At 66.9% G+C, this 13014-nt stretch carries 8 protein-coding genes; 2 read left to right on the plus strand and 6 right to left on the minus strand.

Going from position 1 to position 13014, the window contains the following annotated elements; all coding sequences use genetic code 11:
* Positions 1 to 5: 5 nt before the first annotated feature.
* Positions 6 to 1727, minus strand: a complete 1722-nt coding sequence (locus tag EP7_RS23395) for a hypothetical protein (RefSeq protein ID WP_463524581.1) — start codon at positions 1725 to 1727, stop codon at positions 6 to 8.
* A 143-nt stretch (positions 1728 to 1870) separates the two neighbouring features.
* Positions 1871 to 4333, minus strand: coding sequence for a type IV pilus assembly protein PilM (gene pilM, locus EP7_RS23400; RefSeq protein WP_463524582.1), 2463 nt, complete (start codon positions 4331 to 4333; stop codon positions 1871 to 1873).
* Positions 4334 to 4926: 593 nt separating this feature from the next.
* On the opposite strand from pilM, the gene EP7_RS23405 reads away from it, so the two are divergent.
* Positions 4927 to 5565, plus strand: a complete 639-nt coding sequence (locus tag EP7_RS23405) for a 3-keto-disaccharide hydrolase (protein ID WP_463524583.1) — start codon at positions 4927 to 4929, stop codon at positions 5563 to 5565.
* 88 nt (positions 5566 to 5653) lie between these two features.
* Here EP7_RS23405 and EP7_RS23410 read toward each other — a convergent pair whose 3' ends face one another.
* From EP7_RS23410 to EP7_RS23420, 3 genes are all read right to left on the minus strand, one after another.
* Entirely contained in the window at positions 5654 to 5917 is a 264-nt protein-coding gene (locus EP7_RS23410; RefSeq protein ID WP_463524585.1) for a hypothetical protein, read from the minus strand.
* 160 nt (positions 5918 to 6077) lie between these two features.
* Positions 6078 to 6791 carry a deoxyribonuclease V gene (gene nfi / locus EP7_RS23415; RefSeq protein ID WP_463524586.1) on the minus strand — a complete coding sequence of 238 codons (714 nt, stop codon included), beginning with the start codon at positions 6789 to 6791 and terminating at the stop codon, positions 6078 to 6080.
* Positions 6788 to 8494, minus strand: coding sequence for a prenyltransferase/squalene oxidase repeat-containing protein (locus EP7_RS23420; protein WP_463524587.1), 1707 nt, complete (start codon positions 8492 to 8494; stop codon positions 6788 to 6790). Before EP7_RS23420 ends, nfi begins: the two co-directional genes overlap by 4 nt.
* 285 nt (positions 8495 to 8779) lie before the next feature.
* On the opposite strand from EP7_RS23420, the gene EP7_RS23425 reads away from it, so the two are divergent.
* Complete coding sequence (locus EP7_RS23425; protein ID WP_463524588.1) at positions 8780 to 10009, plus strand: methyltransferase domain-containing protein; 1230 nt, start codon at positions 8780 to 8782, stop codon at positions 10007 to 10009.
* Positions 10010 to 10080: 71 nt separating this feature from the next.
* On the opposite strand, the gene EP7_RS23430 is transcribed toward EP7_RS23425, so the two are convergent.
* Complete coding sequence (locus EP7_RS23430) at positions 10081 to 12750, minus strand: M16 family metallopeptidase (RefSeq protein WP_463524589.1); 2670 nt, start codon at positions 12748 to 12750, stop codon at positions 10081 to 10083.
* Positions 12751 to 13014 lie beyond the last annotated feature (264 nt).

A 13014-nucleotide genomic window follows, 5' to 3' on the forward strand; every position in this document is an offset into this window, starting at 1 on the left:
TCAAGTTACTTGGGCGCCGGCTCGGCCTTGGGCTCATCGCCCTTGGCCGGCTCGGTGGGGGTGACGGCGGGGGTCTCGGCTTTCGGCTCTTCCGCCGGGATGGCCGCAGGCGTTTCGGCCTTCGGCTCTTCCGTCGGAGCCGGGGTCTCGGCCTTGGGCTCCTCGGCGGGCTTGGCCGGGTCGGTCACGGCCGGGGCCGGATCCACGGCGGGTGCGCCCGGGTCGATCACGGCAGGCGCCGCGGCCTCACCCTCCGCGGGGGTTTCGGCGGCCGAATCGGAGGGAGCCGCCTCGGGCTTGGTGGGCGGGTTGTAGAAACGTGCCTGACCGTAGACGACCACCTCGACGATGTTGTAGTAGGGGTCGTGGATCGTCCGGACCGTCACCTTGGCGAGTGCCTTTTCCTCGGTCTCACGCTTCGTCTTGCGATTCTCGCTGCGCTTGTCGACCCCCTTATTGACGGGGCCACCCATCCCCATGCCCATGCCCATTCCTTCTCGGCCCATCATCCCCATGCCGCCGGGCATCCCCATGCCCTGCTGCCCCCTCATGCTCATCCCCATGCCGCCGGGCATCCCCATCCCTTCTCGGCCCATCATCCCCATGCCCATCATGCCTTCCATGCCCCCCATGTAGCCGCCACCGAAGCCGAAGCTTCCCATGACGCCCTTGACGGGCTTCTCGACGCGAGTGGAGGGCTTGGACATCTCGAAGTCGCGGACTTCGATGGCCATCGGGGAGTTTTCCAGGGCGATCAGGAATTCGGGGATACGGGTCTGGTCGATCAGGACCGAGATCTTGACGGGCATCACCTTGAACTGAGTGCTCTCGGTCGTGATGTAATAGACCGACTCGGTGGGGGCGCCGAACCCGCCCATCCCGCCACCCATCATCATCTCTTGCATGCCGCGCCCACCCATGGTGGGTTCCTCGACGACCTCCTCGGCGGCGACTTCCTCACCGCCGGCACTGACCGGCTTCAGCTCTGGGGCTTCGGCGAGGACCTGTCCGTCGGCGATGGAGATCTGGTCCTGGGAGAGCTGGTCGCCGACGTCGACGAGGTTGATCTGCTTGATGATCGCGCCGTCCCAGTCCTTGGCCTGGGCATCATCATTGACCTTGCGGACGACGTCGAGCAGGGCTCGCTGGATCCAGAGGCGTTCCTGGGCACCCCAGACCTTGCCGAGTTCGGGGAGCTTGTTGACGTCGAACGGGGCGGGGCGCAACAGCGTCTCCTTGGGAGGCGCCGAGACGATTCCCTCGCCCGACTCGGGGTCGAATGGCTTGAAGGTGGAATAGATGCTGGTGACCTGGTCGGGATAGGCGATCACATAATCATTGATGGCCTGCTGGACCGACTGGGCATCGACGCCTTCTGGCCACTTGTTGCCCCACTCGTGGAACCTGGACTCGACGACCTCGGGCCAGGTCAGCAGCGACTTCTGGCGTTCGTAAAGCTTCTCCCAGCTCTTGGTGACGTCGCCGCTGAGGGCTTCGGTCTTCTCCTCGAGCAAGGGCGTGTACTGCGCATTGATGACGGACCCGGAAGCATAGGGCTTGACGCCTTCGCTGGCCGACTTGATCAGGGATTCCTTGTCGGAGGCGGCCTTCTTGACGGGCCCCGAGCCGACGAAGTAGGCGATCATCGGCAGGATCGCCGCGATCCCCATGGTGATCCAGAATCGATATTTGACCGCAAGGTTGAGGTAGACCTTGATCTGGTCCATGGGATCATCCCCCGAACGTAAGGCTCGTGAGCATGGGTGTGGGACCGATCCGGCGCGGACCGGCCCGTGGGTTCTGGCGTTGGGCGACGACTCCGTCACGCCGGCGATTGGGTCAAGCCGGCGTGACGGGTCGGTTAAGCGAGTTACTTCGGCGTCGCAGGGGCTTCGGGCGTCGCGGGGACGGCCGGAGTCGCCGCGGGGGTCGTGCCGTCCACCGCGGCCGGGGCGGCCCCCGGATCGGCGACGGCGGCTGCGTCTCCGCCCTCGGCCTTGGCCACGGCGGCCTCGACCTTCTGGAGGGTCTTCTTGAAGTCCTCAATCGCCTTGTTCGTTGCCTTCGATGAGCTGGCGGCCAGGGCCTCGTCGCTGGGGGGCCTGCTAACCCCCTTGTTCTTGGTGGCAGCCTCGGTCATCGCGGCCTGAATCTCGGCGATGGACTTGGAGGGTGCTTCGGGCGTCGGGGGCTGCCAGACCATCTGGATCATGAAGTCGGTGCGAGGGCGGGTGGTCAGATTCTTGGTGGCGGCAGTGCCCATACCCCCCATCATCCCACCCTGTCGTCCCATCATCATGCCCATCATTCCCTCGCGGCCGCCCATGCCGCCGGGCATTCCCATGCCACCGCCGGGCATTCCGCCGCCCTGCTGGCGGCCCATCATGCCCATCATTTCCCGCATCCCGCCTCCGGGCATGCCTCCACCTTCACCACCCTCGCCGGCTTCAGCGACGGGCGGCGAGGCGCGGGCGAGGATGGGGACGCCGGCGGCCAGGCCATTGCCGCCCGCGGTCTTCTCGGTGGTCCAGGTCGGGTCGATCTTGATCCAGGCGAGGGCGACATGGTTGACGCCGAAGGCCCGGAAAGACGCGGCCTGGAGCGTGGGAATCACGATGTTCTGGAGATAGTTGCGCGGACCGAGCTTCCAGGGGGCCGACTTGGCCTTCAGCTCGGCATTGGTGGGCGTCGGGTTGTAGTGGTGACCGATGACCTGGATGACCCAACCCTTCCCCTCGGGCGGGGTGTCGCGGTCGAGCGGATGCATGAAATACTTGAATTCCTCGGGGAACTCAGCGAACCACTCGGCGTTGAGGTCGTTCCGCCAGACGGGTTTGATCGCGTCGATGTGAACCCGCAGATCGTCGATGATCGCCTGATCGGTCGGCTTCTCCTGGGGATTCAGGTTGAACCGAGCCACGGGGTCGGGCAGGTAGAGCGAGAACATCTTGAGGAACTGGGGCCAGGCGGCGCGGTTGGACGCGCCCGAGGTGAGCAGCTTGCCCTCGCCGAGTTTGGCCTCGAAGACCCCCTTGGCCGCGTCGTAGTCGGCCTTGAACTTGGCCCCCTTCGCGCTGGCGCTCTTCGCGGCGTCGACGGCGGTGGTGAAGGCGGGCTGGTTGACCTTCGCCAGGGCCTTGTAGTCGCCCAGGAAGAGGGCCGCGAAGCCGCCAATCAGCAGGGCCGCGGCGGCGAGGACCCAGGGCTTCTTGCGGCGGATCATCCGGACTTGCTCGATCTCCGGAGGCAGCAAGTTGGTCCGCATCGCGGCCTTGCCCAGGCCTTGCAGGGCCAGGCCGTAGACGCCCGGGAACGACGCCAGATTCTCCTGGAACTGCGGGGCGTTCTTGACCTCGTCGCCGGTCATCTGGGCGAACGAATCGAGCCGCTCGACCTCGTTGGAGAGGTTCTGCTGGAGGAACTTCTGCAACCCGGGCAGCTTGAACCCGTTGCCCATGCCCACGATCTTGGTGATCTTGGCGGCGCGGTTGACGCTGGAGTAGAAGCCGATCGAGCGGGTGATCTCGCTCGAATAGTCATTGAAGACCCCGCGCATCGCCTGGAAGATCTGGCGAGGGTCGGGGGCCTTGGTGGCGTTGCGCTTCAGGTGCTCGGCCTTGGCGAAGGTCTGCTTCAGCTCCTTCGTCAACGCACGCGTGAAGTGATTGCCGCCGATGGGCACGTTGCGCTGCCAGATGCGCACGCCGTCGGTGATGACCAGGTCGGTCTTGTCCGCGCCCATGTCGAGCAGGACGACCGCCTCGTTCTTCTCCATCCCCTTCTTCAACTGGTCGAAGACGATGAAGTTGTACAGGGCGATCGGGTTCATCTGGACGACGTCGACCTCGATGCCGGCGACCCTCAAGGGGAGGATCGCTCGGTTGATCTGGTCGCGCTTCATGGCGAAGAGGCCGACCTCGGCCATCGTGAAGTCATCGTCGCCGTCGCCCGCATCGCCGCCGATCTGCTGGTAGTCCCAAACGACCTCCTCCAGCGCGAACGGGATTTGCTGGCGGGCTTCGAACTTGACGATGTCGGGGATGCGCTTCTTCTCGACCGGCGGCAGCTTGATGAACTTGACGAGGCCGGCCTGGCCGGGGACGCCGATGGCGACCTTGCAGCCCTTCAGCTCGTTGCGGTCCATGAACGTCGCCAGCGCCTCGCGGACCAGGGCCTCCGGGTCGGCGTCGGGCTGGGAGAGGATCTTGGGGTATTCAATGAAGTCGAACGCCTCGGCGAGGACCGTGTCGGGGGTCTCGCCCGGGACGAGCTTCAACGCTTTAAGGGCAGCTTGCCCGATATCGAGCGCCCAAACGGCCTGGATCTTCGCCATGCGAGGAGTCTCCTGACGGCTGACTGATGCGCGGTCGCCCGGCGCTTGCGGCCGTCCGCGGGATTGGCTCGGATTTGCGGTCGGAACGTTGCGGATTGGATCGGGGTCGGATCCGGGCGATGGCCATTGCACGGGCCGCTGAGACGCGAACCATGCGTGCCGAAAGAGATCCGGCGAGGCGAGACGCCCGGACGCTGCGAAGAGCGGACAACCTAGCACGCGCGATCGAGGGGCGTCAACGCGTCGGCACTTCACCCCCGCGGACGGGGCTCGACCCCCATTTGAACATGAGGAGGCGAGGCCGGAGGAAGACGTCGTCGGGCCTGATCTTGCGTGCTGGTTCACCCTTTTCGACGACGGCGCGGACCTAAAAGTTCCCCGGTATCCCGAAGTTCATCGTAAGCCGACAAACGCGGAGAGCCCGCAGACCGTCCATTCTACCATACGGGAGGACCATCGACTCGCCTCGGAGAGCGTCCCGGTCTGTTGACCGAGCCTCCCGGGGGCGGCACAATCGGCCGCAACCTCGCGCCAAGCGACCGGGAAGGTCGCGGCGCCCACTCTCCGAACGATCGACACGAGGATCCGACCCGATGAGATTCCCACGCGTAGCCACGGCGATGGCCGTCTTGACCCTGGCCGTCGCCGCCTCCGGTCTGGCCAGGGCCGCCGACGAGGGCTTCAAGCCCCTCTTCAATGGCAAGGACCTGGCCGGCTGGATCACTCCCTCAGGCCCGACCCTGTTCACGGTCGAGAACGGCGAGATCGTCGGCAGGACCACCGACGAGAAGCTCAAGAAGAACGAGTTCCTCGTCACCGACCGCGACTACACCGACTTCGTCCTGAAGGCCAAGGTCAAGTACCGCAACGGCAACTCCGGCATCCAGTTCCGCAGCAAGCGGGCCGATGACGGCGCGGTGTCGGGCCTTCAGGCCGACATCGCCGACGGCTACTGGGGCCTGCTTTATGAAGAGCGCCTGCGAGGGATCCTGGAACGCTACGACGAGAAGAAGGCCGCCGAGCTGATCAAGAAGGGCGACTGGAACGACTTCGAGATCACCGCCAAGGGCAACCACATCGTCATCAAGATCAACGGCACGACGGTCATCGACCGGACCGACCCGGAGATCGCCAAGTCGGGTGTCATCGCGCTGCAACTCCACGTCTGGCCCGATCCCATGGAGGTCCGCTTCAAGGACCTGGAGATCAAGGAGCTGAACGGGGCCAAGTGAGCCCGTCGAGAACGGACAACGGCCGCCCGGGATCATGTGATCCCGGGCGGCCGTTGTGTTTTGTTCGAGCGGATCCGACAGGCCAGATTCAGGCCTTGGGAATGCGCGGGGGCTTCTCGCGAGTCCCCTTCCAGTCGGCCAGCAATTGCTTGAGCTCTTCGACGGTCACGTCGCCGTGATCGTCGCCCGAGTCCCAGCGCTGCATGATCGCGGCGTGGCGGACACGCAGGACGCCCTTGGGCAGGAACCGGCCCTTGAACTTCTTGAGAACCTTGAGCCGAAGGTCGGGCGGGGTCGTCTTGGCGGCCGGGGTCGCTTCGGCGACCGGGGTCGGGTTGGCGTCAGTCGACATGGATCAACCTGTCTCGGATCGAAGAGGCGTGCGTCCACCCCGAGGTCTCACCCGGGCGAAGCGAACATCTTAATCATGAAAGGCGGTCGTTGACAAGCGAAACGCGGCCCAGCCTCCGCCGATCGTCCGCCGGGACCATCCCTGAGGCCGACTCTCGGTCTTACTCGGGGATCGGCCGGCCGAGCTTTGCGGCACGCCTCACCTCGTTCACGTACTCGTGAGCCATCCGGGTCGGAGTTGGGAGCCGCAGCTTGCCCGTGGTGCCCAGGACCAGGGCGACCGCCTCGTCGAGGTCGCACAGGTGGCCCGGCGAGACGAAGAGCGGGCTGACCCGGTCGCGGGTGCGGACGACGGCGCCGATCGTTTCCCCCTTGTCGACCAGCGGGCTCCGCTCCCCCCGCCGGGGTCCGGGTTCCACAAAGTCTCCGCAGAGCCGGCTCTTGCCGCAGCCGACCGTGGGGAGATTCAGCCAGAGCCCGAGATGGCTGGCGATGCCGAGCCGCCGAGGGTGCGCGGTCCCCTGCCCGTCGCAGAGGACCACATCGGGGACCGCCGAGATCCGCTCGAAGGCCGAGAGTACGCTCGGCGCCTCGCGAAACGAGAGCAAGCCCGGGACGTAAGGGAACGTCAGCGGGGCCGAGACGCCAGTCCGCTCGACCAGCTCGAACGTCGGCATGCGAACGACGACGACCGCGGCGTAAATCTCGGTCCCCCCGCGATCGAACGAGGCATCGACGGCCGCGATAATGCCCCCTTCGAGAATCGTCGGGACGTCCAGCGGGCCGTGCGTGATGACCTCGGCGGCGAGCTTGCGTTGCAAGTCGCGGGCTTCGGCCGGGGTCAGGCCCCATTCGTGTCGCGGGTCGAGCTTCATTTCGAGCCGGTCACCTCGGCGGCCGGCTTCGCGGCGTCCATGTCCTTCTTGGCGGGTTCGTCCTTCTTGGCCTCGGCGGGCGCGTCCTTGGCCGTCGCCTTGGCGACCTCGTCGGCCTTGGGATCGTTGACCCGATACAGGGGGAGGTAGCGATAGTAGACTTCCAGGGTCAGCAGCGAGAGCGCGGTCACATAGAGGCGACCCCCCGCGGCGCCCCAACGATCGGGCTCGGGCTCGCGCGGGTTCCAGCTCCCCCGGTCGCAGCCCCCGCCGCCCATCTGCATGCTCACCAGGCCGTCGCGCACCCGGGCGTTCCAGACGTCCCAGGCCTTGCCGTGCATGTTGTGCAGGAGCTGAGTGGCGTAGTACCAGTAGTAGATGTTTCGCTCCTGCGACTCTTCCAGGTCGGCCGAGACCAGGGCCACCCCCTTGAGCAGCGCGGGGAAGTCGCGCGGCCAACCCAGATATTGCCGGGTCAGCAGGGCCTCGGCGGTCATGACGGGGGTTACGACGCGGCCGGGCATGTAGGCGTAAGTCACCTTGGTCTCGTCGACGGCCGCCAGATCCAGATAGCGTTTGCAGCGGGCGAGCACATTCTTGTTCAGCTCAAGGCCGGCGAGTCGGGCGCTGCGCAGGGCCATCATCTGCCAGCCGAAGACCGACGTGTCGCCGGGCGAGCCGGGGAAATAGCGCCAGCCGCCGTCGTCGGGGTTCTGCGACCGGATGATGAAGTTGATCGCCTTCTGCGCGGGCGCCCGCAGGCTCTTGTCCTGGGTCAGGCCGTACGCTTCGCAGAGGGCCATCGTGGCGATGGCGTGGCTGTAGAACTGGGCGGTCCCTGCGCCGCCGGTGAACAGGTCTCCGTCACGTTTCTGGTTGCTGATAATCCATTGAAGCCCGCGACGCAGGGCGATCTGGTAGCGTCCCTTGGCCATGTGCGAGTGGCCCGAGCCCAGCATTGGCAGCAGGGCAAGGCCGGTGGCGGCGGTGTCGGAATCCATCGACGGGGTCTGGGGGCAGCCGGGGGCCACGCATTGCCCCTGATACTGGAGCGACCAGCCGCCATCTCCCCGCTGGTGGCGGGCCAGCCAGTCCAGGCCGCTCTCGACGGCCTTCTCCGACTGGACGGTCCCCCCCTCGCGCCGGACCAACTCGGCCCGCGCCGGGCCTTGCCGGCCGGAGAAGGGGGCCGAGATCGCCTCGGCGGTCATCGCCCCCATCGAGATTCCGTCGGAGAGCCGACCGGGCTGGATCGAGAGGTTGGTGACCGAAAGCCGACCTGTCTTCATCGCCCCCGGGGCCAGCATCGGCCCGGCCAGGTTGGCCGCGATCCGGGTCTCGGGGGGTAGGTCGGGCTGGTTCGAGTCGCGGACCTCCGACGCATTCTCGATCGAGAGCGAGGGCGCATCGGGCGTCATGGCGTCGTTGAACGGGTCGCCGGCGATATCGGCCGGCAGCAGCGAGTCGAGCGAGTCGGTGAGCGTCCCAGGGAAGCCCAGCTCCATCGCGGGTTCTCGGCGCCCGCCGTCGTTTTGCAGGACGATCAGGGCCAGGGCCATGAGGACCACGGCGTGCAGGGCCAGGCTGGTGCCCCAGCTCGGGATCCCGTGCAGCCAGCGGCGATCGAGGTGATTGAGGCGTCTGGCCAGCAGCCAGCCCCGTGCCCGGACGAGACGCCAGGTCCTGCTTCGCTGTCGCCGCATGGTGGGCATCCCGGGGCCGAGACGATCCGTCCAAGGCATCCGTCGCGAGAGTGCGCGAACGCCTTCCCAGGGGTCGACGTCCTTGGTAGACGGCCAGGGGGAGGCCCGCATTCGATCGTACCACGAGGATCAACGCCGCGGGCGCCCCCATTGAAGCAGCGTTTGTGGTTGACCGATGTCAACACTTGGGCTAAGACACCCGGATCACTCAAGGTCGGGGTCCATTGGCGCGGACGAGTCGCCGGGCCGTCCGACGTACACGGGCACGCAGGGAGGCGGGCCGCGATGGAGCTGGCGGAACTTCAGAAACACTGGAACGCGTTCGGCGAGACCGATCCGCTCTGGGCCATTCTCACCTCACCCTCGAAGCGCGGGGGCAAGTGGGACCTGAAGGAATTCTTCGGGTCGGGCCAGGGCGAGATCGACTGGGCCGTCAAGCACGTCCGCTCCTTCGGGGTGACGATCGACCGATCCAGCGCCCTGGACTTCGGCTGCGGAGTCGGCCGGCTGACCCAGGCCCTCTGCGACCACTTCGAGCACTGCGTCGGCATCGACATCGCCCCGTCGATGATCGAGCACGCCCGCCGGCTCAACCAGTTCGGCGCCCGCTGCGAATACGTGGTCAACGACCGGAGCGACCTGGGCGTCTTCCCCGACGCCACGTTCAGCTTCATCTACAGCAACATCGTGCTCCAGCACATCAACCCCGAGTTCAGCCGCAAGTACATCCAGGAATTCGTGCGGATCCTGAAGCCGGGCGGCATCGCCCTGTTCCAGATTCCCAGCGAATGGCTGCCCAACGTCGAGGACACTGCGGCGACGGCCCTCCGGCTCTCGCTGAGCGACGCCGACTTCCGCGCCAGGATCATGCCGCGACGCCCCTTGCGTCAGATCCGCCCAGGCGAGAAGGCGGTCATCAACGTCAAGGTCAAGAACACCGGGGTCTCGACCTGGCCGGCCCCCGATGACTGCAACGGCTGCGAGGTCCGGCTGGGCAACCACTGGCTCGACGCCGAGGGCGCGATGCTCGTCGCCGACGACGCGCGGGCCAGCCTCACCAAGGCCGTCCCGCCCGGCGGTACCGTCAATTTGCAGCTCGAGGTGAAGGCCCCCAAGGCCGTCGGCAAGTACCGGCTGGAGCTGGACTTGGTGCGCGAGAGCATCAGCTGGTTCAACAACCGGGGATCGGCGACCGTCGTCCTCGACGTCGAAGTCTCCGAGACGGCCAGGCGCAGCTCCGACGGCCTGGTCTGGAAGCTCGGCCAGGGAATCCAGCAGGCCTCTGCACGGCTGGTCGGCCCCAAGGGCCGGACCCCAGGGCGGCTCGACGTCGCCCCGACCGCCTCATCGGTCGAAGCCGACTTCGAGCCCGTCATGGAGACCCACGGCATCCCCAAACCCGAGGTCATCGCCTTGGTCGAGGGCGCCGGCGGCACGATCGTCGGCATCACCCCCAACCAGCGGACCGGCCACAACTGGTCGAGCTTCGACTACTGCGTCACCAAGAAAGCCTGAGCACGGGCTTAAGCAGATGCACGCACTCGACGGGGCGGGTCCGACAGGTTCGGGCCCGCCCCTTCCTCGTTTCAGGCCACGCCCAGATCGTTCACTCGCTCGACCTCGCCCCAGCCCAACGCGTCAAGCTGCGGGGCAGTCGTCTCGGCGTCGCCGATGACGACCACGACGAACGAGTCGGGATGGATCTGGCGTCGGCCCGCCTCCTTCATCGAGTCGAGCGTGACGGCCTCGAGCCTCGCGTTGAAGTCGACGAAGTAGGTGGATGGCAGGTCGTGGATCTTAAGGCCGGCGTACCTGGAGACCAGGGCCGAGGGGGTCTCGAAGTGGCGGGCCTGGCCTTCGATCAGGGCCCTGCGGGCATCGTCCAGCTCGGCGATCGTCGGCGGCCGGTCGCCGAGCAGGGCCTCGACCTCGCCCAGGACGTCGGCAAGCGCCTCGCCGATCTTATCGGCCTGTAACGACGCCGAGATCGCGAACGGGCCGGCCGAGCGGCGAGCGTCGAACCCGCTGCGAATCCCGTAGGTGAACCCCTTCTCTTCGCGCAGCTTGGCGTTGAGCCTCGACGTGAACTGCCCGCCCAGGACCTGGTTGAAGACAAGGGCATCGACGTACCCCTCGTCCAGCCTGGTCAGCCCGACATGACCGAACTTGGCCACCGACTGCGGGGCCCCCGGCCGATCGAGCAGCAAGATGCGCCGCCCTCGCGGTCGGTCGATCGTCGGTACCGGCTCGGTCGGCGTGTTCCGCCTGGGGTCGGCCTCGATCAGGCGGTCGAGCATCTCGACCATCCGGTCGGGGTCGATGTCCCCGGCGAAGACCCAGGTCGCCTCCGAGGTGGCGTGCCGACGTCGATGGTAGTCGACCAGGTCGTCGCGAGTGATCGCCTCGACGCTGGAATACTCGCCATCGGAGGGGGTTCGATACGGATGGGTTGGCCCGTAGATCGCCTTGAGAAGCGCGCGATGGGCCCGGTTCTCGGCGCTGTCGCGTTCGGCCTTTAAGGAGGTGAGGACCTGCCCCCGGACCCGGTCGAAGTCGGCCTCGGGGAAGGCGGGCCGGGTCGCGACGTCGACGACCAGGTCGAGGCTCGCTTCCAGGTACGGGACCAGACTCAGCATGTTGACGTAAGACCCGTCCCAGCCCGCCGAGGACGTCAGGCTCGTCCCCATGCGTTCGGCCTCCTCGGCAATCTGGCCGGCCGAGCGTCGGGTCGTCCCCTCGTCCATCAGGCTCGCCGTCAGGCTCGCCAGCCCGGCCTGGGCCGACGGATGCCGCCCCGCGCCGCCGTCGAGAACCACCGTGCCGGCCACGATCGGCAACTCGCGTCGGGGCAAGACCCAAAGCGTGGCGCCACTCTTGAGGGTCCGAATCTCGGGGGTCGGGGCCCGGAAAGTCATGGCGGGCGCCGGCGTCGGCACGACCGTGCGATCCAGGGCGGGCCCGGAGACCGTGGCCGCCCTTCGTCCCTCGACGGTCAGGATCACCCCGGGGCGGCCGATCAGGTACCGCGAGGCGACGGCCTGCACCTCTTCGGCGGTGACCGATCGGAATCGCTCGAAGTCCGACGTGATCCGCGACGGATCGCCAAGATAGGTGTTGTACGCGTTCAGGCGGTCGGCCACGCCACCGAAGCCGCCCACGTTATCAAGCGCGTAGATGAACCCGGCCAGCCGGCCATTCTTGACCCGATCCAGCTCGGCGGCCTCGACCCCATCCCGGGCGATCGCCTCCAGGTGGCGGTCGACGACGGCCCTCGCCTCGGCCTGCGTCTTGCCAGGTCGCAAGCTCACCGTGATGCCGAATGAGCCGGCCAGCTCACGGCCGGTCTGCGACGCCGAGACGTTCTGGGCGATGCGCGACTCCATGACGAGGTCGCGATAGAGCCGACCCGACTTGCCGCGGGTGAGCACGTCGGCCAGCAAGGTCAGCGGGGCGTCGTCGGCGGCGAAGTTGCGGACGGTGTGCCAGGTCCGGTAGATCCGGTCCAGCTCCACCGGCTCGCGCACCGACAGCTCGACGTCGGCCTCGAGCCCGACCGGCGGCGCCCAGGGGAGCAGGGCTTTGGTGCCGCCGGGGAGCGAGCCGAAATAGCGTTCGGCCAGGTCGAAGGCGCGCGACTCGTCGAGGTCGCCCACCATGCAGAGACTGGCGTTGGCGGGGACGTAGTACCGGCGGAAGAAGGCCTCGACATCATCGCGGCTGGCGGCCTCGACGTCTTCCATCACGCCGATCGTCAGCCAGCTGTAGGGGTGCTGCGGCGGGTACATCGCCTCGGACAACATCCGCGAGACATAGCCATACGGCCGGTTGGCGTAGTTCTGGCGGTACTCGTTCTTGACCACGTCCTTCTGCACGCGGAGCTTGTGGTCGTCTAGGGCCGGGAGCAGGAAGCCCATCCGGTCGGACTCCATGGCCAAAGCCAGCTCCAGGTGCGCCGCCGGCACGTCCTCGAAGTAATTCGTCCGGTCGGCGGACGTGGACCCGTTGATGCTGCCGCCCAGGCGCTGGAGCGGCTTGAAGAAGTCGCCCGGGTAGTGCTCGGAGCCCTCGAACATCAGGTGCTCGAAGAGATGTGCGAAGCCCCGCTGGCTGCGTTCTTCGTTCTTCGAGCCGACGTGATACCAGAGGTTGGAGGCCACGATGGGCAAATTGGCCTGCCGGCGGACGATGACGTCGAGCCCGTTGGCCAGGGTAGTCTTGGTGTAAGGGACCGGGGGGAGGGCGAGGGTGGCGGTCATGCGCGAGAGGTCCGGAAGGGCGGTGCGAGGCGAGATTACCTCGTCGGATGGTCATCGGCGCGAATTCGGCCGCCCCGGGCGGGCCATTCCGGTGGATTTCAGGTCTCGGTCGGTCACACGAGCACGATAGCGTAAGTAGAAGGAGATGCCTATCCCCGGGATCGACCGTGGGGCCATGGTGGCCCCTCCTGTTCATTGACCAGCACGCACGCACTGAGAATTCTCTTCCCGAGCGAGATTGGTGCGATACAATGCCTGGGAACG

It is taken from the genome of Isosphaeraceae bacterium EP7, assembly GCA_038400315.1.
Lineage (GTDB): Bacteria > Planctomycetota > Planctomycetia > Isosphaerales > Isosphaeraceae > EP7.